The sequence below is a fragment of the Microbulbifer guangxiensis genome, assembly GCF_021729075.1.
Taxonomy (GTDB): Bacteria; Pseudomonadota; Gammaproteobacteria; order Pseudomonadales; family Cellvibrionaceae; genus Microbulbifer; species Microbulbifer guangxiensis.
In genome coordinates this window covers 601,010-626,219 of sequence record NZ_JAJSAQ010000001.1, presented here as the reverse complement: position 1 = coordinate 626,219, position 25,210 = coordinate 601,010, and the positions used below count along the sequence as shown (strand labels likewise).

The 25,210-nt window shown below is 57.0% G+C and carries 18 protein-coding genes, 3 tRNA genes and 1 pseudogene; 18 read left to right on the top strand and 4 right to left on the bottom strand.

What is annotated here, in order from left to right; all coding sequences use genetic code 11:
- Window positions 1–60: 60 nt before the first annotated feature.
- The 5 genes from pyrF (at window position 61) to LVD12_RS02730 (ending at window position 5,151) form a co-directional block, all read left to right on the top strand.
- Window positions 61–768 carry an orotidine-5'-phosphate decarboxylase gene (gene pyrF / locus LVD12_RS02750; protein ID WP_237065439.1) on the top strand — a complete coding sequence of 236 codons (708 nt, stop codon included), beginning with the start codon at window positions 61–63 and terminating at the stop codon, window positions 766–768.
- A 133-nt stretch (window positions 769–901) separates the two neighbouring features.
- Window positions 902–1,210: a ComEA family DNA-binding protein gene (locus tag LVD12_RS16190; RefSeq protein WP_369413351.1), complete on the top strand. Its 309-nt coding sequence runs from the start codon at window positions 902–904 to the stop codon at window positions 1,208–1,210.
- Window positions 1,211–1,295: 85 nt separating this feature from the next.
- Window positions 1,296–2,222, top strand: a complete 927-nt coding sequence (locus LVD12_RS02740) for an NAD-dependent epimerase/dehydratase family protein (RefSeq protein ID WP_237065437.1) — start codon at window positions 1,296–1,298, stop codon at window positions 2,220–2,222.
- A 47-nt stretch (window positions 2,223–2,269) separates the two neighbouring features.
- Window positions 2,270–3,121 carry an MraY family glycosyltransferase gene (locus LVD12_RS02735; protein WP_237065436.1) on the top strand — a complete coding sequence of 284 codons (852 nt, stop codon included), beginning with the start codon at window positions 2,270–2,272 and terminating at the stop codon, window positions 3,119–3,121.
- Between the two features lie 74 nt (window positions 3,122–3,195).
- Window positions 3,196–5,151 (top strand): polysaccharide biosynthesis protein, encoded by a 1,956-nt coding sequence (locus tag LVD12_RS02730; protein ID WP_237065435.1) that lies wholly within the window; start codon window positions 3,196–3,198, stop codon window positions 5,149–5,151.
- A 200-nt stretch (window positions 5,152–5,351) separates the two neighbouring features.
- Here the strand turns inward: LVD12_RS02730 and LVD12_RS02725 are convergent.
- A tRNA-Asn gene (locus tag LVD12_RS02725) sits at window positions 5,352–5,427 on the bottom strand.
- 242 nt (window positions 5,428–5,669) lie between these two features.
- Between LVD12_RS02725 and uvrB the strand changes: the two genes are divergently transcribed.
- The 11 genes from uvrB (at window position 5,670) to LVD12_RS02670 (ending at window position 15,933) form a co-directional block, all read left to right on the top strand.
- Window positions 5,670–7,682 carry an excinuclease ABC subunit UvrB gene (uvrB, locus tag LVD12_RS02720; protein WP_237065434.1) on the top strand — a complete coding sequence of 671 codons (2,013 nt, stop codon included), beginning with the start codon at window positions 5,670–5,672 and terminating at the stop codon, window positions 7,680–7,682.
- Window positions 7,683–7,821: 139 nt separating this feature from the next.
- Window positions 7,822–7,898 (top strand) — tRNA-Val (locus LVD12_RS02715).
- A gap of 132 nt (window positions 7,899–8,030) precedes the next feature.
- A complete protein-coding gene (gene thrS, locus LVD12_RS02710) occupies window positions 8,031–9,965 on the top strand; it encodes a threonine--tRNA ligase (protein WP_237065433.1) in 1,935 nt (644 codons plus the stop codon).
- A 10-nt stretch (window positions 9,966–9,975) separates the two neighbouring features.
- Window positions 9,976–10,530, top strand: a complete 555-nt coding sequence (gene infC / locus LVD12_RS02705) for a translation initiation factor IF-3 (protein WP_305080504.1) — start codon at window positions 9,976–9,978, stop codon at window positions 10,528–10,530.
- Between the two features lie 148 nt (window positions 10,531–10,678).
- A complete protein-coding gene (gene rpmI / locus LVD12_RS02700; RefSeq protein ID WP_067080149.1) occupies window positions 10,679–10,876 on the top strand; it encodes a 50S ribosomal protein L35 in 198 nt (65 codons plus the stop codon).
- A gap of 36 nt (window positions 10,877–10,912) precedes the next feature.
- Window positions 10,913–11,272, top strand: a complete 360-nt coding sequence (gene rplT / locus LVD12_RS02695; protein WP_067080150.1) for a 50S ribosomal protein L20 — start codon at window positions 10,913–10,915, stop codon at window positions 11,270–11,272.
- A 178-nt stretch (window positions 11,273–11,450) separates the two neighbouring features.
- Window positions 11,451–12,464, top strand: a complete 1,014-nt coding sequence (gene pheS / locus LVD12_RS02690; RefSeq protein WP_237065432.1) for a phenylalanine--tRNA ligase subunit alpha — start codon at window positions 11,451–11,453, stop codon at window positions 12,462–12,464.
- 109 nt (window positions 12,465–12,573) lie between these two features.
- A complete protein-coding gene (gene pheT, locus LVD12_RS02685) occupies window positions 12,574–14,949 on the top strand; it encodes a phenylalanine--tRNA ligase subunit beta (protein ID WP_237065431.1) in 2,376 nt (791 codons plus the stop codon).
- A gap of 130 nt (window positions 14,950–15,079) precedes the next feature.
- Window positions 15,080–15,385, top strand: a complete 306-nt coding sequence (ihfA, locus tag LVD12_RS02680) for an integration host factor subunit alpha (RefSeq protein ID WP_237065429.1) — start codon at window positions 15,080–15,082, stop codon at window positions 15,383–15,385.
- The gene (locus tag LVD12_RS02675; protein WP_237065427.1) at window positions 15,366–15,728 is read left to right on the top strand and encodes a MerR family transcriptional regulator; all 363 of its coding nucleotides are present in this window, start codon (window positions 15,366–15,368) and stop codon (window positions 15,726–15,728) included. The genes ihfA and LVD12_RS02675 overlap by 20 nt, the downstream gene beginning before the upstream one ends.
- 128 nt (window positions 15,729–15,856) lie before the next feature.
- Window positions 15,857–15,933, top strand: a tRNA-Pro gene (locus LVD12_RS02670).
- 128 nt (window positions 15,934–16,061) lie between these two features.
- Here LVD12_RS02670 and LVD12_RS02665 read toward each other — a convergent pair.
- Window positions 16,062–17,140, bottom strand: a pseudogene (locus LVD12_RS02665) (IS3 family transposase); the annotation flags it as partial.
- Between the two features lie 1,505 nt (window positions 17,141–18,645).
- Between LVD12_RS02665 and LVD12_RS02660 the strand changes: the two are divergent.
- Window positions 18,646–20,454, top strand: coding sequence for an ATP-binding protein (locus LVD12_RS02660; protein WP_237065425.1), 1,809 nt, complete (start codon window positions 18,646–18,648; stop codon window positions 20,452–20,454).
- Window positions 20,455–20,456: 2 nt separating this feature from the next.
- Complete coding sequence (locus tag LVD12_RS02655; RefSeq protein WP_237065424.1) at window positions 20,457–21,575, top strand: hypothetical protein; 1,119 nt, start codon at window positions 20,457–20,459, stop codon at window positions 21,573–21,575.
- Window positions 21,576–22,015: 440 nt separating this feature from the next.
- Here the strand turns inward: LVD12_RS02655 and LVD12_RS02650 are convergent, their stop codons facing one another.
- A complete protein-coding gene (locus LVD12_RS02650; RefSeq protein ID WP_237065422.1) occupies window positions 22,016–23,104 on the bottom strand; it encodes a tetratricopeptide repeat protein in 1,089 nt (362 codons plus the stop codon).
- Window positions 23,097–24,620, bottom strand: a complete 1,524-nt coding sequence (locus LVD12_RS02645) for an adenylate/guanylate cyclase domain-containing protein (protein WP_237065421.1) — start codon at window positions 24,618–24,620, stop codon at window positions 23,097–23,099. Before LVD12_RS02645 ends, LVD12_RS02650 begins: the two co-directional genes overlap by 8 nt.
- Between the last annotated feature and the right edge of the window lie 590 nt (window positions 24,621–25,210).

Below are 25,210 nucleotides of genomic sequence, written 5' to 3'. Positions count from 1 at the left end.
GCGGCCCGGCTGGCTGAGATCAAACTGAAGGTGCGATTGGCACCGCAGAGAGGTAATCCTTTGCAATCCCGAGTTTCTTCCCCGGTCATCGTCGCGCTCGATTATGACAATGCGAGTGCTGCGCTGGCGATGGCGGATCAGCTGGATCCTGCACTTTGTCGCGTGAAGGTGGGCAAAGAACTGTTCACCATTGCAGGTCCCGACGTGGTGCGCGAGCTGGTGAAGAGGGGGTTTGAAGTCTTCCTGGACCTCAAGTTTCACGATATCCCGAATACTGTTGCCGCCGCTGTACGCGCGGCGGCCGAGCTGGGCGTGTGGATGGTGAATGTCCATGCGAGTGGAGGCTCCCGCATGATGAGAGCTGCCGCAGAAGCGCTCGAATCCTATGGTGATCAACGGCCGTTGTTGATCGGCGTCACGGTGCTGACCAGCACGGCCCCGGAAGAGCTGCCGGAAGTGGGTGTCCAGCGTCCGCTGCAGGAGCAGGTTTTGGCCCTGGCGACATTGGCCAGGGATAGTGGCCTGGACGGTGTCGTGTGCTCCGCGCAGGAAGCCTCGGCGTTACGTCGGGAGTGCGGAGAGGACTTCGCATTGGTCACCCCCGGCATCCGCCCGGCAGGGGCGGCTGCAGATGATCAGCGCCGGATCGTAACCCCGGCGCGGGCTATGGAACTGGGGTCCAGTTACCTGGTGATCGGCCGCCCGGTTACCGGTGCACCGGAGCCAGTAGAAGCTCTGAAGGGAATTCTGGCCGAACTGGAACCCTGACCTCCATCCAGGTGTAATGGCATGTAATGAGATGCCGCCCCCAGGCCCTGCACAAGCTGGTAAAGTGGCCGCGCTTGGGGAGGTAAAAGCAGTCCCGGCGTCACAAAAACCATAACGTCAAGGGGAAAAGCTCATGAAAGCCTTTCGTACACACCTGATCGCAATTCTCGCTTCACTTCTGTTTGTTCTCTCCGGTGCGGCCGCCCTGGCCGAGGATACCGGGTCGCAAGAGACGCTGATGGCGGCGATCACCGTCAACGTGAATAGCGCCTCTGCCGAGGAACTGGCGGAAAAACTCGATGGAGTCGGCGAGAGTCGCGCCCAGGGTATCGTGGAGTATCGCGAGGAGCATGGGCCCTTCACTTCCGTGGAGCAGTTACTGGAGGTAAAGGGCATCGGTGTCGCGACTCTGGATAAGAATCGCGCCCGAATTCAGCTCTAGTTTGCAAAGCGGACACAGTCGACGGTTTCCCTGTTTGGGGTCGGCTAGTGTCCGTATTTAATTTACCAAATGGTGTAACAGATTGATGGCGCGATGGGTTGTTTTTGGTGGTACCGGGTACATTGGCGCCGCCCTGTGCCAGCAGCTTGTCGCTCAAGGCCTGACGGTGGTTTCGGTTTCCCGTGCCGGCAAGGGCCCTGGTGAGTGTGAGCACCGCTCAATCGACCTGGTCGAGGCTGATGATTTTGAAGACCTGTTCCGCCCCGGCGATTGCGTGGTCTACGCAGCGGGGCTGGCATGCAGAAAAGCCTGTGAGCGCCAGCCCGAGCTGGCTCGAAAGCTTAACTGTGAAAGTCCCCTGGCGGTGCTTCGTGCCGCGGAGGAGGCCGGTGCCCATTCCTTTACTTACCTCTCCAGCGTCAAGGCGATGACGCCTCCACCTGGTGTTCTGGCTTGTGAGAGTACAGGACAGCCGGCCACAGACCATTATGGACACAGCAAATGGCTCGCCGAGCAGCGGCTGCTTGCCACCCGGGGCAACTGCCGGGTAAATGTGCTCAGGCCTGCGGTGGTCTACGGGATGCCCGCACACGGGAGCCAGGGCGCGGGTGGCACAGCGAAGCTGCAGTCTATTTTCCGCCTGCTGGGATCGGGCTTTGCCCTGTTGCCCGCCAGTGGCAGACGCTCCATGGTCCATATCGGCGACCTGACCGCGGCCATTCAGCAGTTGGGTGGACAATCCCTGTGTGACCGTCAAGTCTTTATTGCTGCTGAACCGCGTTTTTATGACCTGGCTGCGATTGCTTCTGAGATTAGTGGTCGCAGGGTGCGCAGCAGCCGTCGCCTGGCCAATCTGATGCTGGGACCGCTGCGTCTGTTGTCCGGTGTTGCAGCAGTTCGCCGCCTGCTTGAGGCGGAACGATGCGAGCTCTATAGTGCCGCGCGTCTGCGGGCGGTGCTGGGCTGGCGGCCCCGTGAGCGATATAGCGATTATTTGCGGGGTCAGGTGTGACTGTTAACGTGATTTCTGAGTTGGCTCAATGGGGCCCGGCATTGTTGATGGCGGCATCAGTAAGCCTGGCTGTGATATGGCTGTTGCTGTCCCGACTATTCGAGTTTGCTCTGGATGTGCCCAATCACCGCTCCCTGCATACTGTACCGGTACCGCGTACTGGAGGATGGGCGCTGGTGGCGGGGATCACCGTGGCCCTGGCGGTGAGCCCGTTGACCATTGAGCCGTTGGTCGCGGGGGCATTTCTGCTGCTGATCGTGATTTCAGCACTGGATGATTTGCAGAACCTTTCCGCCCGTCTTCGATTCGCCGTGCACGTGGTGGCGGTTTCGCTTCTGCTTTTGGCGCTGCCCGGGTCCCTGTCCTGGTGGTGGTATCCGGTTCTGTTGTTCGGCGGTGTCTGGGTAATCAACCTGTATAACTTCATGGATGGCATGGACGGGTTTGCCGGTAGCATGACCGTGTTTGGCTTTGCGGCGCTCGGTTCGGTGAGTGCCTGGCGCGAATTCGGCGAATTGGCGGCAATTTGCGGGGTGCTGGTGGTCTGTTCCCTGGTATTCCTGCGCTACAATTGGCCGCCCGCGCGGATTTTTCTGGGGGATGTGGGGTCGACAATGCTGGGGCTGGCAGCGGTGGCCGTCAGCCTGTTTGGATGGCATGAGGGGGCATTCACGTGGCTGCTGCCACTTGTGGTTTTTGCGCCTTTCTGGCTGGATGCGAGCTTCACCCTGTTGAAGCGGGTCCTCACAGGGGCGCGTTGGTGGGAGGCCCACCGCGAGCACTGGTACCAGAGATTGGCCCTGCGCGCCGGTGTGCGTCGCGCGCTGTTGATGGAAATCGCCCTGATGTTGCTGGCGTCGGTATCGGGGCTGGTACTGGTAAGGGCGGGTCTGGCCTGAGCAGGTTTTAGGTTTTGTTTGGACCTGGTGGCGCTGTTCTGGGGCCAGTGAAGGGAAGCTGACAGGGGAATGTATTGAAACGACTAGTGCGTGTTGTAAAGAGCAACTTCAAGCCCGCTCTTATGGTGGGTTATGACCTGTTGATGCTGACGGTGGCCTTCTCAGCCGCCATGGTGATCCGCTGGAACGGGTTTTCCCAGTTGTTGGAGCGTCAGACGCTCCTCTGTCTCGGCTTCACGCTGGTATCAACCAGCTTCATTTTTCTCAGGCTTGGTCTCTACCGCACGGTGATCCGATACATGGGTCAGCAGGCTCTGATGGCCGTGCTCCAGGGCGTGACAGCCTCTGCGGTCGTTCTGGCAGTCGCCTCCTATCTCACCTATGCCGGTGTGCCCAGGTCTGTGCCGGTGATCTACTGGTGTTTCGCCCTGATCGCTGTCGGCGGTTCCCGCTGGCTCGTGCGCCTCTACTACCAGATGGCGCTGGAGATTCACAAGACCCGTGTCGCTATCTACGGCGCCGGCACCGCGGGCCTCCAGTTGTACAAAGCGCTGGTGCACGGCGAACTGTATAAGCCCGTGGCTTTCTTCGATGACAACGCGTCCAAGCAGAACACCCTGATCGATGGCGTCCTGGTTTATAACCCCGCTGAAATCCACGATGTGGTGGCAGAGCGGGATATCTCCGAAGTCCTTCTGGCCATGCCGGGCGTGCCCAAGCGGCGTCGCCGTGAGATCACCCGGGGACTCCGCGATCGTGGGCTGGTGGTCAAGGTGATTCCCGGGCTCGAGGAGCTGGTGGACGGGGCAGGGCGTGGTTCCGCGGACGTGTCGCAGATCTATGAAAACGTCCTTGGCCGTGCGCCGGTCGAGCCGGAGAAGTGGCTCATTGCTTCCTCTATCAGTGGCAGGAGTGTGCTGGTTACCGGGGCCGGTGGTTCTATTGGTTCAGAGCTGTGCCGCCAGATTATCCACTGGGCGCCCGCCCAGCTGGTCCTGGTGGAGTCGTCCGAATATGCGATTTACCAGATCGAGCGAGAACTCCACCAGATCCAGCAGGATGAGGGGCTGCAAATCCCAGTGACCTCACTGCTGGGGGATGTCCGCGATCGCGGGCGTATGGCAGAGATCATTGAGAGTTTCGCTGTCGAGACCATTTATCATGCCGCTGCCTACAAGCATGTGCCCCTGGTGGAGCAGAATGTGGTGCTGGGGGCAGACAACAATGTTCTCGGCACGCTGTCAGTGCTCGAAGCCGCCGAGGCCCAGGGTGTCGATCAGTTCGTGCTCATCTCCACGGATAAGGCAGTCAGGCCCACCAATGTGATGGGGGCCACCAAGCGGTTTGCCGAGCTGATCTGCCAGGACTTTGGTCGCCGCTTCGGCCGCACCCGGGTATGCATGGTGCGCTTTGGTAATGTTCTGGGGTCGTCCGGATCGGTGATTCCGCTGTTCACTGACCAGATCAATGCCGGCGGACCGGTTACGGTGACACATCCGAAGGTCACCCGATACTTTATGACCATCCCCGAGGCGGCACAGCTGGTGCTGCAGGCCGGGAGCATGGGGCGCAACGGAGAGGTCTTCGTGCTGGACATGGGTGAGCCGGTGCGTATCTACGACCTGGCCCGTCGGCTGATTCAGATTATGGGGCACACTGTTCGGGATGAAGAAAACCCCGATGGTGACATTGAGATTCAGGTGACCGGGCTGCGGCAGGGCGAGAAGCTCTTTGAGGAGCTGTTGCTTGGTGACAATGTGACCGGTACCGATCATCCGATGATTTTGCGGGCCGAAGAAGAGCGCCTGAGTAGTGACAGGCTGCAGGCACTGATTGGAGAGTTGCGCGATGCCTGTATCAGGCACGACTGCGAGGATGTGCACAGGGTTTTGCGGGAGGCAGTACAGGACTATTCGCCCAAGCAGCCGCTGGTAGATGCGGTCTGGGCACAGCAGCAACAGGCGCCGGACCTGCCCCGCACCGCACAGGTGGAGCGACTGCCGCTGCCCCGGGAAACTGAGGTGGGCTAATATCTCCCTTTCATTCGCCCTCGCACTTCTTTCCAGAAAGGCTCGCCAACGATGACGCGGGCCTTTTTCCTTTGGGCGGCTAGTCGGGCTTCAGGCGTGTGGGAGCTTTGCTGGCGGAGCGGGCGGGATGGAGCTGAACTTCATTTTCTGCGGGCACCAAAAACAAAAAAGCCCCTGGCTCGCACCAGGGGCTTTGTGTTTGGCTCCGCCTGCTGGGCTCGAACCAGCGACCCAATGATTAACAGTCATTTGCTCTACCAACTGAGCTAAGGCGGAATTTCTAATCGGCTGTGCCGTTCAGATGGCGCGTATATTATAGGCGGCCCCTGGGGGCGTCAACCCCTTTTTTGCACTTTAACTTATTGATTTGTCAGGCTTTACTTTTTTTGAGCGACCTGGCCAAAAAGGCGTCAAAATCAACGCTGACTTTTTCCTCGCCAACGGGGCGACGGTTTGTGACTGCGGTGGGCAGGGCCTACAATCCCCGATTGCTCTCGGGACTACAAGGGTGAAAGTGTATGGAGTCGCGCCCGTTCAAGGTGGCCAGCAAGTACAAGCCGGCGGGTGACCAGCCGTCCGCGATCGAGGCGCTGGTGGAGGGGGTCGATGATGGGCTCAGCCACCAGACATTGCTCGGTGTGACCGGGTCGGGCAAGACTTTCACCATGGCCAACATCGTCGAGCGCCTGCAGCGCCCGGCTATCGTGATGGCCCATAACAAGACTCTGGCCGCCCAGCTTTATGGCGAATTCAAGGAGTTCTTTCCCAAGAATGCGGTCGAGTACTTCGTTTCCTATTACGACTACTACCAGCCGGAAGCCTACGTCCCCTCGTCGGATACCTTTATCGAGAAGGACGCCTCGGTAAACGAGCACATCGAGCAGATGCGCCTTTCGGCCACCAAGGCACTGATCGAGCGGCGCGACGTGATCGTGGTGGCGACGGTCTCGGCTATCTACGGTCTGGGTGATCCCGACAAGTACCTGAAAATGGTCTTGCACCTGGATCGCGGTGATCTGGTGGACCAGCGCACCATCCTGCGCCGGCTGGCTGAGCTGCAGTACACCCGCAACGATATGGATTTCCGCCGGGCGACCTATCGGGTCCGCGGCGATGTGATCGATATCTATCCTGCCGATTCGGACCTGGAGGCGGTGCGTGTATCGCTCTTCGATGAAGAGATCGAAGAACTGACGCTGTTCGATCCGCTGACCGGCGAGGTACTCAGAAAAGTGCCCCGTATCACCATCTTCCCCAAGTCTCACTATGTGACCCCCCGGGAGACCGTGGTGAGCGCCATCGAGCAGATCAAAGAGGAGCTCCGCGAGCGGCTCAAGCAGTTGCGTGACAACGACAAGCTGGTCGAGGCCCAGCGCCTGGAACAGCGCACCAAGTACGACCTGGAGATGATGCAGGAGCTGGGCTACTGCAACGGTGTGGAAAATTACTCCCGCTATCTTTCCGGGCGCGGCCCCGGGCAGCCACCGCCCACGCTGTTCGACTACTTCCCTCACGACGCCCTGCTGTTCATCGACGAGAGCCATGTCACGGTGCCGCAGATTGGTGGCATGTACCGCGGTGACCGCTCCCGCAAGGAGACCCTGGTGGAATACGGGTTCCGTCTGCCGTCGGCGCTGGATAACCGGCCGCTGAAGTTCGAGGAGTGGGAGAATCTGGCCCCGCAGACCATTTTCGTCTCTGCCACGCCGGGTGCTTACGAAGCTGAGCATGCCGGTGCGGTGGTCGAACAGGTGGTCCGGCCCACGGGGCTGGTGGATCCGGTGGTGGAGGTGCGCCCTGCCTCCACCCAGGTGGATGATTGCCTGTCGGAGATCCATCGCTGTGTCGAGGCGGAGCAGCGGGTGTTGATCACGGTGCTGACCAAGCGGATGGCCGAGGATCTCACCGAATACCTGAGCGAAAATGGGGTGCGGGTCCGCTACCTGCACTCCGACATCGATACCGTCGAGCGGGTGGAAATCATCCGCGACCTGCGCATTGGTGAGTTCGACGTACTGGTGGGCATCAATCTCCTGCGGGAGGGCCTGGATATGCCGGAAGTGGCGCTGGTGGCCATCTTTGATGCGGACAAAGAGGGCTTCCTGCGTTCCGATCGCTCCCTGATCCAGACCATTGGCCGGGCCGCTCGAAATCTGGAAGGGCGGGCAATTCTATACGCTGACAAGGTCACCGATTCCATGCGCCGGGCCCTGGACGAAACCCAGCGTCGTCGCGACAAGCAGATTGCCCACAACAAGGAGCATGGCATCACGCCAAAGGGTATCCGCAAGAGTGTGGCGGATATCATGGAGGGGGCGATCGCCCCCGGGGTGCCGGCCAGGGGGCGTCGCAGGGTGGCAGAAGGGCAGGGGGCATACAAGGTCCAGCCCGAGCCGCTGTCGGACAAGGAGCGCTGGGCGAAAGTCGAGGCGCTGGAAGAGCAGATGTACAACCACGCCAGGAACCTGGAATTCGAGGAGGCAGCCAAGCTCCGTGACGAGATCACCCGCCTGAAAGAGGGCCCCCAATAGGCGCGATCCCGCCGCGCCGGGGCGTCTTCCCTGGCGTAAAATTTTTTGCTGCCGGAGGGCAGTAAGTTGTTGAAAACACTGAAAACGGGTGCTAAAGTTCGCGTCCTCTGCAGCAGGGTGCTCCCGCTGCAAGCTTTCCAGACCCGTAGCTCAGTTGGTTAGAGCGCCACGTTGACATCGTGGAGGTCAGCAGTTCAAATCTGCTCGGGTCTACCAGTTTCTTGCCCGGCAACTTTGCCGGGTTTTTTCTGGCCCACAGACTGGGCCACTGCCCGCAAGGCAGAATCTTCTTCGGGCAGCAAGTCACGCGGTCTTTCGTAGGGATCGCCACTGATAGAAGGACAGCCAATGCCCGTTGTTACTCTCCCTGATGGTTCCCATCGCGTCTTCTCCGAAGCTGTTACCGTCCACGATGTGGCCGCTGATATCGGCCCCGGTCTGGCCAAAGCTGCGCTTGGTGGCGTGGTAGATGGCAAAGAGGTCGATACCGGTTATCGGATTGAAAAAGATGTCGAGCTGGCGATCATCACCGACCGTCAGCCGGAAGGCTTGGAGATCATCCGTCACTCTACTGCGCACCTGCTGGCCCAGGCGGTCAAGCAGCTGTACCCGGGTGCCCAGGTCACCATCGGCCCGGTGATCGAGGACGGTTTCTACTACGACTTTGCCTACGAGCGCCAGTTCACACCGGAAGACCTGGAGAAGATCGAGCAGCGGATGGAGGAACTGGCCAAGCAGGACATCCCGGTCACCCGCCGTCTGATGCCCCGCCAGGAGGCGGTGAAGTACTTCCGTGATATAGGTGAGGAGTACAAGGCACAGATTATCGCCGATATTCCCAGTGACGAAGACATCTCCCTTTATCGCCAGGGTGACTTCGAGGATCTCTGCCGTGGTCCCCATGTCCCCTCCACCGGCCGCCTGAAAGCGTTCAAGCTGACCAAAGTGGCGGGTGCCTACTGGCGTGGTGACGCCAGCAACGAGATGCTGACTCGCGTCTACGGCACTGCCTGGGGCAATAAGAAAGACCTCAAGGCATACCTGCATCGCATCGAAGAGGCCGAGAAGCGCGACCACCGCAAGCTGGCCAAGAAGTTCGACCTGTTCCATATTCAGGAAGAGGCGCCGGGGATGGTGTTCTGGCACCCGAACGGCTGGACCATCTACAGCACCATCGAACAGTACATGCGTCAGCGCCAGCGCAAGGCCGGCTACAAAGAGATCAAGACCCCGCAGCTGGTGGACTTCACTTTGTGGGAGAAGTCCGGTCACGCGGACAAGTTTGGTGACGACATGTTCTCGCTGACCAGCGAGGAGCGCCAGTTCGCCATCAAGCCGATGAACTGCCCCTGTCACGTGCAGGTGTTCAACCAGGGCCTGCGAAGCTACCGAGACCTGCCCCTGCGCCTGGCGGAATTCGGTTCCTGTCACCGCAGCGAGCCCTCTGGCTCCCTGCACGGCCTGATGCGTGTGCGCGGTTTCGTGCAGGACGATGGTCACATTTTCTGCACCGAGGACCAGATTCAGTCCGAGGTGTCCGACTTCATGGACCTGCTGCACGCGGTCTACAAGGATTTCGGTTTCGAAGAGGTGATCTACCGCCTCTCCACCCGCCCCGAGCAGCGGGTGGGCTCTGATGAGAGCTGGGACAAGGCGGAAAAGGCCCTGGCCGATGCGCTGGACGCCGCCGGCCTGCCGTGGCAAGAGCTGCCGGGGGAGGGGGCGTTCTACGGGCCCAAGATCGAGTTCTCCCTGAAGGACTGCCTGGGTCGCGTCTGGCAGTGCGGTACCATCCAGGTGGACTTCTCCATGCCGGGCCGCCTGGACGCCCAGTATGTGGCGGAAGATGGCTCCCGTCAGACCCCGGTCATGTTGCACCGGGCTGCACTGGGCTCCTTCGAACGCTTCATCGGCATCCTGATCGAGAACTACGAGGGCGCCTTCCCCACCTGGCTGGCCCCCCAGCAGGTGGCGATACTGAATATTACCGATCGGCAGGCAGACTACTGTCGCGACCTGGAGCAGCACCTCGGGGCGCTGAACTATCGTGCCGTGGCTGACTTGAGAAACGAGAAGATCGGCTTTAAAATCCGCGAGCACACGCTTCAGCGTGTTCCTTATCTGCTGGTGATCGGCGATAAGGAAGTCGAGAACCAGACGGTCGCCGTGCGGACACGCAGCGGAGAGGATCTCGGAACAATGACCTTTGAGTCATTTCTGGAGATTCTTGAGCAGGATGTGAACCGCCGCGGCCGTACTGCTATTGAAGATTCTCGCGACTGATTCTTGGTAACTGGAGACGAAAGCTATTAAACGAGACAGCAAGGGACGGTCCAAAAAGGCCCGCATTAACGATCAGATTGAGGCATCACAGGTACGCCTGATTGGCGCCGACGGCGAACAGGTAGGGATTGTCTCCCTCGATGAAGCGCTGGATCTGGCGCAGCAGGCCAGTCTGGATCTCGTTGAAATCGCGCCGGACTCAGACCCGATAGTCTGTAAGATCATGGACTACGGAAAGCACATTTTTGAAGCCAAGAAGGCCAAAAATGCTGCCAAGAAGAAGCAGAAGCAGCAGCAGATCAAGGAGATGAAGTTCCGTCCCGGTACTGATATCGGTGACTACAACATCAAGCTGCGCAACCTGACCCGCTTCCTGGAAGCGGGTGACAAGGCCAAGATTTCCCTGCGCTTCCGCGGCCGCGAGATGGCCCACCAAGAGCTGGGAATGGAGATGATGCAGCGCATCGAGAAAGACCTCGAGGAGCTGGGTACGGTGGAGCAGCGGCCGAAAATGGAAGGCCGCCAGATGATCATGGTCATCGCGCCATCGAAAAAGAAGAAGTGAGTTGTGGCGGGTAACCGCCACCTCTCCTCTCGGGAAGTGATTGGGCGACGGCTGCCTCCTCACTCCCGCAACGCCACTGGATTGTCCCGTGGCTAATACCGACCGGGCACCTACCTACAGGTGACCTTAATCAAAACTGGAGTACAAAATGCCGACTAAAGCAAAGACTCACAGTGGCGCTGCCAAGCGCTTCAAGAAGACGGCTGCCGGCTACAAGCACAAGCACGCCAACAAGAGCCACATCCTCACCAAGATGACCACCAAGCGTAAGCGTCAGCTGCGCGGCACCACGACTATGAACAAGTCTGATGCCACCCTGGTCGATCGTATGCTGCGCGCCAAGTAATTGGCTCCATTCGCAAAGAGTTAAGAGGATAGAGTTATGGCCCGTGTAAAACGTGGTGTAGAGGCGCGTCGTCGTCACAAGAAGATTCTGAAGCAGGCCAAGGGCTACTACGGTGCGCGTTCGCGCGTATTCCGCGTTGCCAAGCAGGCTGTTATCAAGGCTGGTCAGTACGCTTATCGCGACCGTCGTGTTAAGAAGCGTAACTTCCGTCAGCTGTGGATCACCCGCATCAACGCACAGTCCCGCGCTGAAGGCCTGAGCTACAGCCGCCTGATCGCCGGTCTGAAGAAAGCCGACATCGCCCTGGACCGTCGTGTCCTGGCCGACCTGGCTGTCTACGACAAAGCCGCTTTTGCTGCCGTAGTGGAAAAAGCCAAGGCAGCCCTGGCAGCTTAAGTCGCCTTTCAGTTGAAAGACTGAGCGCTATTAGAGATAGGGAAGGGCTGCAAAGTCCTTCCCTATTTTTTTATAGGAATTCCGGTACTGCTCAAGGTCAGTGGTGCCAAAGCGCCCTGGCATGTGTGCCGGGGTGACTTGCTAAAAAGAACGCATTTATTCAGACGGAAACGACTCCATGCAAGATTTGCAGTCACTAACCGAACAGGCACTGGCGCTGGTGGAGCAGGCGGAAGGCCTGCCGTCACTGGACCAGGTGCGTGTGGATTACCTGGGCAAGAAAGGCCATCTCACTGCGCTGCTGAAAGGGCTGGGCAAGCTCTCCCCGGAAGAGCGTCCCGCTGCTGGCGCCAAGATCAATGAAGCCAAGCAGCAGGTACAGGAGAGGATCAATGCGCGGCGCGCCGAGATGGAAGAGGCCGCCATTGCTGCAAAGCTGGCCGAGGAAACCATCGACGTGACCCTGCCGGGCCGTGGTGAGGAGCAGGGCAGCGCCCATCCGGTGACCCGCACCCTGCGCCGTATCGAAAAGCTGTTCGTGCGCCTGGGCTTCTCCGTGGAAGAAGGGCCGGAGATCGAAGACGACTACCACAACTTCGAAGCGCTCAACATTCCCGCCCACCATCCGGCGCGGGCGATGCACGATACCTTCTATATCGATCCATCCACGGTGCTGCGTACCCACACCTCCCCGGTGCAGATCCGCACCATGGAGAAGACTGCGCCGCCGATCCGCATCATCTGCCCGGGGCGCGTCTATCGCTGTGACTCCGACGTGACCCACTCCCCCATGTTCCACCAGGTGGAAGGCCTGGTGGTGGACAAGGGCGTAAGCTTTGCGCACCTGAAAGGCTGTGTGGACCAGTTCCTGAAAGCCTTCTTCGAGGCCGACGTGCCCGTGCGCTTCCGTCCCTCTTACTTCCCGTTCACCGAGCCCTCCGCCGAAGTGGATATCCAGTGCACCGCCTGCGGCGGTGAGGGCTGTCGCGTCTGTTCTGGCACTGGCTGGCTCGAAGTGATGGGTTGCGGCATGGTGCACCCGAATGTATTCGCCTCCTGCGACATCGACAGTGAAACCTACTCCGGCTTTGCATTTGGTATGGGGGTCGAGCGTCTGGCGATGCTGCGCTACGGCGTCAACGACCTGCGCCTGTTCTTTGATAACGACCTGCGGTTCCTCAAGCAGTTCTGACGCTACGAAAACCAAACGAATGCTGAAGCGCAGCCCGAGAGAACGAGCCTGCGCGGCGCCAAGCGAGTGAATACCTGGCGCTCAAGGAAAGAAGAGAAAGAGATCGATTATGAAACTCAGCAATGCATGGCTGCGGGAATGGGTCAGCCCGCAACTGACCGCACAGGAACTGGCCGACCAGATCACCATGGCCGGACTCGAAGTGGATGGAATCGAGAAAGTCGCCGGGGAGTTCTCTGGTGTCGTCGTGGGCGAGATCATTGCCTGCGAGCAGCATCCCGACGCGGACAAGCTGCGGGTCTGTAAAGTGGCCGGCCATCCGGAAGGCGAGATGCAGGTGGTCTGCGGCGCGCCCAATGCCCGCACCGGCATCAAGATCCCGTTTGCGCTGGTTGGTGCCAAGCTGCCGGGTGATTTCAAGATCAAGAAAGCCAAGCTGCGTGGGGTCGAGAGCTTCGGCATGCTCTGCGCCCAGACTGAGCTGGAGCTCGGTGAAGACAGCGACGGTATTTGGGAGCTGCCCGCCGATGCACCCACCGGTACCGATCTGCGGGAATACCTGCAGCTGGAGGACGAGACCATCGAGGTGGACCTCACGCCCAACCGTTCCGACTGCCTGGGCATTGCCGGCATCGCGCGGGAGGTGGGAGTGCTGAACCGCTGCCCGGTGCAGGGCCCGGAGATGGCGCCGGTGGCGGCGCAGCTGGATGACAGTGTACCGGTCTCCCTCATGGCTGGTGATGCCTGTCCGCGTTACGTGGGGCGGGTCATCCGCAACATCGACATCAACGCCGAAACACCCCTGTGGATGCAGGAGCGTCTGCGCCGCAGTGGCCTGCGCAGTATTGATCCGGTAGTAGACGTCACCAACTATGTTCTGCTGGAACTGGGGCAGCCCATGCATGCCTTCGATCTGGCCAAGCTCGATGGCGGTATCAAGGTGCGCCTGGCACTGGGCGGCGAGAAGCTGACCCTGCTGGATGGTCAGGAAGTCGAGCTGAAAGAGGGCACGCTGCTCATCGCCGATGAGAAAAAGCCGCTGGCCATGGCCGGCATTATGGGTGGTGAAGAGTCTGCGGTGTCCGGACAGACCCGTGACATTTTCCTCGAGAGCGCCTTCTTCAATCCGCTGGCCATTGCCGGTAAGGCGCGCTCCTATGGCCTGCACACGGATTCTTCCCACCGTTTCGAACGCGGTGTCGATTATCGCCTGCAGGAGCAGGCCGTTGAGCGCGCCACCCGGCTGCTGCTGGATATCGTCGGTGGCGAGCCCGGCCCGGTACACCTGCGGGAGCTGGAAGAGGTCATGCCGGCGGAGCGCCATATCACCCTGCGTCGCGCTCGCGTTGCAGCCGGTCTGGGCGTAGAGATCGCCGATGATGAGATCGTCGATATCCTCACCCGCCTCGGCCTGCAGAAGATCGGCGAGGACAGCGACGGCTGGACTTTCCTGGTTCCAAGCTTCCGCTTCGACCTCGCCATCGAGGCCGATCTGCTGGAGGAGTTGGCCCGGGTGTACGGCTACAACCGCATCCCCAGCGAGAGCTTCACCGCAGCACTGGATATCCTGCCGCAGAAGGAATCCCTGGTAGACCAGGAGGCACTCGAACAGACCCTGCTGGCCCGTGGCTACCACGAGGCGATCACCTTCAGCTTTATCGATCGCGATTCCGCTGGGCTCTTTGATCCCAAGTCAGAGCCGGTAGCGCTACAGAACCCCATCAGTGCCGATCTCGCTGTCATGCGTACCAGCCTGATGCCCGGCCTTTGCAAGGCACTGCAGTACAACCTCAACCGCCAGCAGAGCCGTGTGCGCCTTTTCGAAACCGGGTTGCGTTTCGTTCCGGGTGCTGACGAGCTGCGTCAGGAGCCAATGATCGCAGGCCTGATCTACGGGGGGCGCCAGGGCGAGAGTTGGACCGGTGGCAAGGACCTTGTGGACTTCTACGACATCAAAGGCGATGTGGAAGCACTGCTGGCGCATTTTGGCGAGGTGGAATTCCAGTTCCAGGCCGGTGAGCACAGCGCCCTGCACCCGGGCCAGACCGCGCGTATCACCCGCGATGGCCGCGATCTGGGTGTCGTTGGCGCCCTGCACCCTCAGCTGCAGAAGAAGCTGGAGTTGCCCAAGACTGCTTACCTGTTCGAGCTGAGCCTGGAGGCCCTCGGCGAGGCCGCTCTGCCGGCATTCCGGCCTCTTTCCCGCTTCCCGGAAGTGCGTCGAGACCTGGCCCTGCTGATTGATGCCGATGTACCGGCCGCCAGCATGGTGGAAACTGCGGCTGAAGCCGCCGGCGAAACTTTGACGGACCTCAAAATTTTTGACGTCTATCAGGGCAAAGGCATTGATTTCAATAGAAAAAGTGTTGCGATGGGCTTGACCTTTCAGCATCCGTCGCGCACCCTTAACGACGACGAAATCAATGCCGCAGTTGATGCGGTTGTCCGACAACTAGAACAAAAATATAACGCCAGCTTGCGCTGATCCGGCCATGTCGCCCCGGGGTGCAGGTTGCATGGCACCCCGAGAGCGTCTGCTGCCGGGTTGAAAGCCGCCGCGGTTTGGGCCGCTTCCGATCTGGAGTCGACGCCTCTGAATGTATTGGTAGGAACCAATGACAGAGGCACTGACCAAGGCCGGGCTCGCCGAAAAGCTGTACGAGGAGCTGGGCTTCAACAAGCGTGAGGCCAAGGAACTCGTTGAGTTTTTCTTCGAGGAAATCCGCAATGCGTTGGAAAACAACGAGCAGGTGAAGCTGTCAGGTTTTGGCAACTTTGACCTTAGGGACAAGAGCCAACGGCCCGGCCGCAATCCCAAAACCGGCGAAGAGATCCCAATCTCCGCCCGGCGCGTAGTCACGTTCAAACCGGGACAAAAACTCAAGGCGCGAGTAGAAGAGCATGCTGGAAGCGAGCAATAACAGCGAACTGCCAACGATCCCCGGCAAACGCTACTTCACCATTGGCGAGGTCAGCGAACTCTGCGCTGTGAAGCCTCACGTGCTCCGCTACTGGGAACAGGAATTCCCTCAGCTCAGCCCGGTCAAGCGTCGCGGCAACCGCCGCTACTACCAGCACCAGGATGTCATCTTGATCCGCCAGATCCGTGCACTCCTTTACGAGGAGGGTTACACCATCGGTGGCGCCAGACTGCAGATGGAATCCGGTACGGAGAAGGTCCAGACCGTGCAATTGCAGCAGGTGCTGCCGCAGATGATTGCCGAACTGGAAGGTGTGCTGGCCCTGCTGGAGACGCGGAACTAAAGTACTCAAAGGGTGCAAATCCGGGCTTGCATTCCCAGCCCACTGATGTATGATTTGCGCCTCATCGCAATGCGATGCCTTAAAAATCAAGCACTTAGCAATATTTTAGTCGCTTGATTCCCCTCCGTCGGAGTGTAGCGCAGCCTGGTAGCGCACCACACTGGGGGTGTGGTGGTCGTCGGTTCAAATCCGGCCACTCCGACCATTATTTGAAAAAGCCCGCCGTTGTGCGGGCTTTTTCGTATCTGTTGTTCAGTCAGAAAATTGGTTGATGAAGTTAGGGCTTATTGATAGATCTTTTGACTTGTCCCCAATCTTCAATCCAACTGCAACATTAGTAATGTCCGTGGTGGTTGATTCTTTTTTATCCTGCCTCACCACGGGAGCGAACTCAGCCGGAGTCTGGTAACCAAGCGATGAGGGTGGTTGCTGCTCGTTGTAGTCCTGCCGCCATCCGCTGATGATCTCTCGGGCATGCGCCAGGTCGCGGAACCAGTGCTAATTGAGGCATTCATTGCGGAATTTGCCATTGAAGCTGTCGATGTAGCCGTTCTGAGTCGGCTTGCCAGCCTGACTGAGTTTCAGCTTTACGCCATTCTCATAGCCCCACTGATCCATGGCCTTACTTGTGAACTCCGGCCCTTGGTCGGTCCTGATTGTTTTTTTGGGTAGCCCCGGAATGCAGTTATAGCATCCAGTGTGCGCACGACCTCATGGCCAGAGATACGGGGATGTTGGGGCGCACCTTGGTGCAGTCGTCGACAATGATCAGGCATTTGATACGGCGGCCGTTGGCTTAGGCATCCAACACGAAGTCCATTGACCACCCTTAATTGGGGGCTTCCGGCAGCTTGAGGGCCTACAGCTCGACCATCACGCTCTTACGTTTCTGGCGCTTGCGCACTGCGAGCTCGGCCTCAATGTACAGCCGGTAGACCTTCTTGTGATTCACCTGTAGCCTCTCTCGCCGCAGCATCTGATGCACCCTGCGGTCGTCGCTCCAGAGCGATTGCTAGCTCTGTTTCAGGAGCTTTCTGGCTCTGATATCGCATCGATGCGGGGTAACCCGACGAGTGAACAGGCCCTGCGCTCCGAGATGGTCGTTTCCAGCTGCATGGTGAGCACGGCCTCGCGCTTGCTCCCGACGGTTAATACTTTCGGTTGAGAGCAGCCCTGAGAGCCTCCTGATCAAGCATGGATTCGGCCAGCAGCTTCTTCAGGCGGGCATTCTCTTCTTCAAGTGCCTCGAGGCGGCGCGCTTCAGCCACCTCCAAGCCGCCATACTTCTTGCGCCGCGTGTAGAAAGTGACATCAGAGATGCTGTACTTGCGACAGAGCTCTTTGACCGGGATGGCGGCCTCAGCCTCCTTCAAGGCCGGGATGATCTGCTCTTCGGTAAATCGTTTCTTCATATCCATCTTCCTTATTGGTGATGAACATTACTAGAAGCTGGGTGGACTAGAAAGCGGGGAGCAGGTCACAATCACTTGAAGATGTGGTGATATCGCGCTTTACCCACTAGGCTGAGAGCCAGCAATGGCTATGCAAAGTCTTGGAAAGTTTTAGCTCGGGCGTACATCGCTGCTAGTTGTGTGGTCGCGAATATGTGAGGATCCGCAGAGTCGCTAAAGTCTGCATCCTGGTGATAGGCGTGTCTGAAGTCTAGGGTATGTTGTGACGCCGTTTCGTCAGTTCAAGTCTTTCGAGGCCATTTGGTGTCGTCTAAAAAACGCTGGAATGGGAAATGTTGCCGATTTTCGCGCCATAATTTCATTTTCTAATTTATACCTATTGTATATCGAGAGCAGATCTCTAGAATTCGCGCATCTTTTAAGGAGAGAACCGTGAGTAGGTTGCAAAGTTATCTCGATCTAACAGATTTCGCCGCTTCAATGGAGTTGATGGCGTGGTCTATTTGTGTGGTGGAGAATTTGTTCTGACAGCCTTCTAAACAAGGGAAGGTGTGAGCCTTCCGGAATGTGCTTTCAATAGCCCCCGTAGGTTCGCCTCCGGGGGTTTTTTATTTGCGATGCACAGGGCGTTGCCCACATGAATACGATGTTAATTATTGAGCGAAATGAGTTAGCGGGATTATGGGAGCCAACCAGGAATCAGAGTTGGCATTGATGGGGGATTTCTGCGTAGTGGTTGGTCGTTGCGAACCAGGAGAAGATGATTCGCTCTGAGCGATCTGCTCAGACGCAAGCCACGCGGTCAGTCCTGAGTTTTCATGTTTTGGGGAGCAACTGGAAACAAAGCCTGTTGGCCTAATTTTGTAGAAGGAACTAGTGGTGAGAAATATTGCAAGGTTGAGAAAGTTATAGGCGTATGAAAAATCGCTGCGACTGGCACTTGAGCCCAAATTTACATGCTGGAATAACAGTAGGTCATTGATCGCCCGAAAGTATTGTAAGCCACTGAAAAATATAGAGAATTTTTTTGCATTACTATTTTTTTGTGATAGCTTGAAAAGAGAGCTTGAGGCGATCGATGCTAGGTTTCATCAAAATTTTTTGTTAGTTAGCGGCGCTAGTGATTGATCATGTCAGTGTTATTAGTGCTGCTATGCCATAGGAGTAATACAGGGCTCAGGACGTTCCAGAGCTCGGTGTACCTATGCATTGCCCAGCTATTTAATGTTTTGAAGCTGTTAATTTCCTGAATCGCCTGTCGTGTCAGAGAAAACTTGCGCCGTTTCTTGAGGATGACTGGGTTTTTTCAGATAGCAGTTTGCGAACGTTTTTTTGAAGTGTGCTAGTACCTATATAAATGTAGTACCTGTCTGGCAATATTTTTCGAAACACTTGAAAAATATTGAGGCGCGTTTCGCTAAAGAGAGAAAGAATCCCATCCAATAAGTGGGTGCACATGCGGTTAAATTTGTGCAGATAATTGAGACACATGGAAGTGGTTGAGCATGGATATGTCAGTAATGTTAGGGAAGGCGTCAGTTGATATTGAGTCGATAATCAATGTCTTGGGTGGCGCACTTTATTCAACTCCGCAGGTCGTCGTGCGAGAGCTGATACAAAATGGACACGATTCCATTGTCAGACGATTGATCGAGGAAGGAAATCCTCGGGATGGTTCCGATGGAAAAGTGACTGTCGAGGTCGATAGTGAACGCCGTACATTATCTGTGACTGATAACGGTGCTGGGATGACGGACGAGGAAATCCGGAATTACCTGGCAGTGATAGGATCAGGAAAAACAAGAACGTTCCGGGGAGAGAGGCCAGAAGGTGGACTTATTGGATACTTTGGCCTTGGTTTTTTGTCTGCCTATGTGGTGGCGAATAAAACCGAGGTATGGACTTGCTCCATGCAGGAACCGGAACAAGCTTGGTATTTCAGTACTCGCTCTGGGCAAACGTTTACGATTGAGCAAGCAGCTCCAAGGCCAGTAGGGACCCGTGTTGTTCTTCATTTGAAAGAAGAGTATGAGCACCTCAGTGATCACTGGCTGGTTTGGGGGCTTGTGCAGAAATATTGCTGTTTATTGCGCATTCCCGTATATGTCGGGGGAGAACTCGCCAATGATTTTTTCCTTCCTTGGCAGGAAGGTCAGAGTTCCCTTAGGCGAAGGATATTGGCAAAGAAGTTTGCCGACCAGTTTGCGGAACCATATTCACCAATATGTGCATGGGAGTTTGAGGCAACTTCTGGCGAGGTCACGGTGAGGGGTGTGTTCTGGATTCATGGAATAAAGTCCTATGCCTCTAATGACCAGAGGAGTGTCTCGGTCTTTGTCCGTGGAATGCAAATTTCTGATGAGGAGCGAGAACTCCTTCCTGCATGGGCTGGTTTTATTGGATGTGTGCTGGAATGTGACTCTCTGAATCCTACCGCAAGTCGCGAGTCCCTGAAAAAGAATCGCGACTATGATGAGGTGATTTCCATCCTCCGGAACGAGCTTGTTGACGGGATTTCAAATCTTCCCTCGGTTGATCCAGTTAGCTGGAAAAAGGTGATGAAGATCCATAATGAAACTCTCCTGGGAGCAGCATTATGCGATGATCGCCTATTTGATGTTCTATGTGATGAGCTAACCGTTCCTACAGATATCGGTAATTTAAGACTTAAGGAGCTCCTGGATCGATCCGGAAGCAAGATACACATAAGCCACAAAGAAAAGGGCAATCCCTTTGAGGCGCTCTTGTTGCGGGCGCTCAAGGTTCCGGTCGTAACGGGTTCTAGGTATGCGGTTACTGCATTCTGCAGGAAATATGCCAATGAGCGTCGGGGAGAGGTTGTGATTCTCGGTACCAGGGAGGGGGACGCTGAGATGTTGCGCCCTGAAACTGGTAGGGAAGAATGCCGAGAACGGTTGCAAGTCCTGTTTGGCAATGACGACTGTGATGTGGTCTTGAGCCGGTTCTCGCCAGAATTCCTGCCGTTTCTTTTTGTGCGGGATAGGGAGCAGGAATTGAAGCGTGAAATTGAATCTTGCGAGGTAGAAGCGCGCATTGGCGGCGCTGCATTGAGGCTCGCTCGACAATTCACTGATGAGGTGAAAGACGGCCCGATTTTTACGCTGCACCTGAATGCCAATAGTGAGGTGGTTCAGCTTCTGCTGTCAGTCCAGGAGCCGTTGGCACAGCTGGGTGCTCAACTGCTTGCGCCCCTGATCGAACTTATTCGCGGTCCACAGGGCCATTCAGATATTGAGGGCGTTTTCAGGGAGTATTCTGAGGCGCTTACACAGGTATTAGAGGGAGGTAAATAGATATGGATATTTGGAAATGGGTTTATGGCGCTGCCATTGAACTGGAGGATGAAGGGCAGGAGCGGTTGGCTGATCTGTTGGATGAAGTTCCCGAAAAGATCTGTAGTGGTGACCATGACGTGGCAGAATCTCTGGTCGATGAGGCGCTTGCCATGCCTGCTTGCCAGGACAACGCCTGGCTCAATGTGTATTTCAGACACTGGCGCCTTCAGAGCCGGATATTGCACCGTATGGATGTGAGTCACGATGCGTTGGAGGAGGCCGTACGGTTGGTCGAGTACTCCTCCCGGGAAGATGTCAGAGATTGTCCTCAGAGTGTCTGCGCTATCCAGGACCTGACAAGCGCATATGCCATAAAGGACGGTCCTGGATTTGCTGCAGAGAGGAAGGCTGCTTCCGGTGAAACCTTGGCAAGAATCGATCCAAGCTGGCCCTGCTTTCAGTGTATCTCCGCGGAGTATGCAGATGCACTGATGGATTCCGGTGAGTATGAGGAGGCGGATCGCTTCTGTGCTGAGCAGTACTCGCGTAAAAAAACTTCTGATGATGTTCTATTACGCCAGAGGTCATACGCAAATTTAAAGCTAGGCCGTATAGAAAAAGCTTACGAGCTTGTCAAGGACATTAACTCCTCAATGTTTGGCTCTTCCAGAGCCACTGATCAGAGGTTGGCCAAGGCGCTGTGCTTGATCCATTTGGGAGATTTCGATGCCGCACTGGATCTGTTGCCCAGATTCGCGGATATAGATCCCTGCCACTTTGCCAGATGGTCGGAGTGTATTCTCCATCTAACAAGGGCAGGCCGTAATCCATTCCTTGCTGAGATGGAAGGTATTTTTGAGAGTATTGTCAAGGTTTTGGCGAAAAATGAAGCGCTGTATTATTTGGCCGATACGCACAGGATTGCAGCTGAAATTGCAATTCATGCGGAAGACTTTGTCATGGCCAGCCGGCACCTCGAGGCGGCAAAATATGGAGCAAAGAGGTTGCGTAAGCCGGATTGTATAGAGCTCGAGATTTTCGAGTTGGAAAGCGCTTTACACAAGAAGGTAGCGAAGAGCGAGTCATCTCTGGGGGGTGCTATCAACGTGAAACATCAAACAGGTGAGTCGGTTGATTAAAAGACCCTCGACCTTAGTCGTTTGTTAGTTGCCTGGCGACGGACAGACATTGGTGCGATCGAATAGTTTGAGATTTACGGGCTTCTATCAGTAGTTACACCTCGGTACCCAGCGCAATGCTTATGTCTAGCCACGTGGCACGAGGGCGGGTGTTCCTAGCCAGCCCAGTCGTCCCTCGTGAGAGACTTAATTTTGGCTGGAGATTGCTTTGAGAGTGGAACTCGCTCGTTGCAGGGGACTACTTTACCACCTAAATTGGCGTCCAGGATCAGTAGACCTCTACATTTCGTATCTGCTGTCCGGTCCAGAAATGGGTTGATGAAGTGAGGAGCTATTAATGGATGCCTCTTTAGCCTCACACCCGAAGCATGTTCACTGCGTTACTCAAAGTTCTCCGGTGTCAGCTAACTTGCACTAGCGATGAATCACTGCCTTGAAGATTACTCCTGAGGTGGGGACCCGGGCTGTCCCGACAGCACCTTCAGGTTTTCCAGTACTTTTTCGGCCCTGGCGATGTTGGTCAGCAGTTCGACATTATCAGGGTCGAGTGCTTTGGCTTCGCGCCAGACTTCTACAGCCCGCTCGATTTTTCCTTCGCTGTAAAGGTCATTGCCCAGCTTGATCGCGGCTTCAACTCGGGCGTTCAGCTGAATGCGAAATTGTGATTGCAGGGGCTGCAGTTGCGGATTTTTCGGGGAATGTTGCTCTAGTTGGTTCAGGTGTTGACGCGCGCTGAGCAGGTCACCGGTCTCCAGCGCCTGCTGTAACTCTGTGACGGGAGCTTTGTCATCCTTCTTCAGGTCAACCTTGGCAGTCTGCTGTTGCGTCTGGCGAAGTTTATGGTTGAACTGGGCGAGGGCCTGGTCGACTGCTTCGCGCTGTCCTCGATCCTGCAGAAGATCATTGCCGTACAGACGCCGTGCGATCTTGAGGGCGCGTTGAGCGGCGCTGTAGTCCTGTCGTTGCACTGCCTGTTGTGCTTGAACCTGAAGCTCTTGTGCGGAGCCTCGACATTTGCGGTGGAAATTCTTCAATTCCAGCCAGGTCAGAACGTCGGGGCCTTTGAGTTGGCGCAAGCGCTGGTAGGCGTCAGCCTCTTGCAGTAACTGTTCACCGCGCTGTATGGCCAGCTCCATACGTACCCGCTCTTCACGGGACTGGCGCCGTTCTGAAAATTGTTGCCGTGCGGCCCCGAGAGCCTGGCTATTGGGTAGTGCGTCTGTTGCGGCCTGTAAAATCTGTCCGGCGTCGTGCCACTCTCCCTGATTCTCCAGTCGCTTCGCGGTGCGGATGGCGTCCCGCTCAAATTGGCGCAAACTGCTACGCAATTGATCGATCTGTCGTTGCCGGGCTGGTGTTGAAGCATCCAGCTTTTGTAATCGCTCAAGCTCGGCGGATTGCTGGCGTACCTCTTGCAGTGTGCTGGATGGAAGGCCCTCCAGCGACTGCTGCGGTGCTGGTATCAGACTGCACGCAGGGAGAAGGGGCAACAGCAAAAACCAAACCAGTGCTAACTTGCGATTACCCATGGATGACAACCTGTCGGTTCTGGTGATTGTGCCGGCTGTCCAGGATTTCCTTCAGGTTCGCCTGCAGCTTTGCCTGATCGTCAGCATGGATGTCCTGCACGGTATAGATTCCCACCGGCGCTGATTTGCCCCGAATTGACAGTGTCCGCTCAGACTTTGCGTTGATACGCGGTTCCAGCATGCTGAACATTTTCTGCTGAATGATGATTTGATCCGCCTTGGCTTCGGCGCACAACCGCGAGGCCAAGTTGACTGCATCGCCGACCACGGTGTACTCCATTCGCTCGTCGGAACCCAGGTTGCCGGCCAGCATCGCACCACAGTTGATGCCGATGCGGAAATGCACTTCGGCGCGTCCTTCGGCACGCCGTGTTTCGTTTAAACGCGCAGCCAGTTGCTGAATCAACACCGCGCAGCTGATCGCGTTGAACGCGTGGTCGCTGTCTTCCTCGAGTACTCCAAAGGCCAGCATTGCGCAGTCGCCAATAAACTTGTCGACCACACCACCATACATTGCGCAAGCGTGTGAAATATAGGAGAAATATTCGTTCAAGAGCTCGGAGATCTGACTCGGCTGGAGCTTCTCGGACATCGCGGTAAACCCGGTGATATCGGCGAAAAGCACCGTTGCCTCAATCGGCCGATCTACCAGTCGGATCTCATCCAGGTTGGCCAGTACCTTGTCGGCGACATTCTTCGACACGTAGCGGGAGAAGACCTGCTCAACCTGCGACTTCCTCAACAGGCCGGCGGCCATATTGTTGAATCCCTGGTACAGATAGCCGATCTCGTCATTACGTTGCTCATCGATCCGGATCGCCAGGTTGCCGCGGTCGATGGCCTGGGTTGCTTTCATCAAATGGTGGATCGGAAGTGACAGGCGCCGGCTGAGCCAGTAGGCCAGCAGGGAAGCCAGCACAGTCATAGCCAGGGTAGCGTAGACAATGGCATCGCGTGTACTGGTTGCGGCCTGATCCATTTGCGAGGCTGACAAGGTCACCACCACAGAGCCGACCTGGACGTCGAGATAGTGCGCCGGGGCCACAAAGCTGATCAGCCGCTCCCGTGACCCGTCAGCTGACTCCCGAAACCATGGTTGCGCCCGGACCCCGGCAGCCTGGAAAGCCGAATCGGTTAGAGTTGGCTGGGTGCCAGTCGCCGACAGCAGCTCGCCGTCACGTGCGTAAATACCGGCACCGAGAATTTTCTCATCCTGACCGAGGTTGGTGGTCAGCATGCGCAGGTTGAGACTGTTTTCCGAGAGAATCGGCTCACTGGCCAGTTTTGCTAACTGCAAAGCCATGGTGTTGCCGAACTCATGCAGTTGGGTCCGAAGCAGGCGATTCTGATTATCGCTGATGAACAGGCCCAGACTCGCCATGCCAAGCACCAGCAGCATCGTCATGACAAGTGCCAGTTTGACCGCAATCGGGACGCGCCGGGGCAATAACCGAATCAGGCACAGCCGCAGACCGCTGGCTGCGTGCCGCAAGGTGCCTTTGGCCTTTGTGATCAACGGAGGGCTCTCCTTCTTATTGTGTCCGGTGCCCGGATGGTGAGAGTCAGTGCACTATACCAGTTCTTGGGCGGATTTATGACCAGTCTAATCCATGACCAATTGGTCAATTAGCGGGTTGCTGGGGACCTACCGGGACATTCTTGAGCAGGAGCCACAGGTGGGGAAGAAAGGCTTCCCTGGGTGTTTGTTTAGTGTTCGTTGTGGTCGCTTTTTGTGCAGTTGAGTGCATTAGCGCGGCAGTCGGTACAGGATAAGGTGAAGGGCCCGCACGGCACAGAAGACTTCCCGATGATCATTACAATGGCCCAGCTCTTGTGGGTCTACCATGCCCCCTGAGAAAAGTGCTGACAGATCCCGAGCGGTATTGGGGACAGCGCTCCGCGCGCTGACTGCAGCGGTGGGACGGGTCACACATTTGAGTATTACTTTGGTGGCTGCCGTTCCTGTCGGCCAGCTTGTGGATCTGAAGCTGTCTTGGTGTCCTGTGGCCGCTCCGGCGATCAGTCCAGGAGACGTTGTTCAAGCGGGCTGACAGTACGCTCTGGTTGACCCACCTTGCTCAGTTCCGGCGAATGCCGAGTAGAGGG

What these genes read in the sequence shown, in the direction of transcription:
- LVD12_RS02655 (WP_237065424.1), top strand. Translation starts at nt 20,457, where the DNA reads ATGGATATTTGGAAATGGGTTTATGGCGCTGCCATTGAACTGGAGGAT.
- LVD12_RS02660 (WP_237065425.1), top strand. Translation starts at nt 18,646, where the DNA reads ATGGATATGTCAGTAATGTTAGGGAAGGCGTCAGTTGATATTGAGTCG.
- LVD12_RS02735 (WP_237065436.1), top strand. Translation starts at nt 2,270, where the DNA reads ATGGCGGCATCAGTAAGCCTGGCTGTGATATGGCTGTTGCTGTCCCGA.
- ihfA (WP_237065429.1), top strand. Translation starts at nt 15,080, where the DNA reads ATGACAGAGGCACTGACCAAGGCCGGGCTCGCCGAAAAGCTGTACGAG.
- LVD12_RS02650 (WP_237065422.1), bottom strand. Translation starts at nt 23,104, where the DNA reads ATGGGTAATCGCAAGTTAGCACTGGTTTGGTTTTTGCTGTTGCCCCTT.
- LVD12_RS02675 (WP_237065427.1), top strand. Translation starts at nt 15,366, where the DNA reads ATGCTGGAAGCGAGCAATAACAGCGAACTGCCAACGATCCCCGGCAAA.
- rplT (WP_067080150.1), top strand. Translation starts at nt 10,913, where the DNA reads ATGGCCCGTGTAAAACGTGGTGTAGAGGCGCGTCGTCGTCACAAGAAG.
- LVD12_RS02740 (WP_237065437.1), top strand. Translation starts at nt 1,296, where the DNA reads ATGGCGCGATGGGTTGTTTTTGGTGGTACCGGGTACATTGGCGCCGCC.
- rpmI (WP_067080149.1), top strand. Translation starts at nt 10,679, where the DNA reads ATGCCGACTAAAGCAAAGACTCACAGTGGCGCTGCCAAGCGCTTCAAG.
- LVD12_RS16190 (WP_369413351.1), top strand. Translation starts at nt 902, where the DNA reads ATGAAAGCCTTTCGTACACACCTGATCGCAATTCTCGCTTCACTTCTG.
- pheT (WP_237065431.1), top strand. Translation starts at nt 12,574, where the DNA reads ATGAAACTCAGCAATGCATGGCTGCGGGAATGGGTCAGCCCGCAACTG.
- uvrB (WP_237065434.1), top strand. Translation starts at nt 5,670, where the DNA reads ATGGAGTCGCGCCCGTTCAAGGTGGCCAGCAAGTACAAGCCGGCGGGT.
- pheS (WP_237065432.1), top strand. Translation starts at nt 11,451, where the DNA reads ATGCAAGATTTGCAGTCACTAACCGAACAGGCACTGGCGCTGGTGGAG.
- thrS (WP_237065433.1), top strand. Translation starts at nt 8,031, where the DNA reads ATGCCCGTTGTTACTCTCCCTGATGGTTCCCATCGCGTCTTCTCCGAA.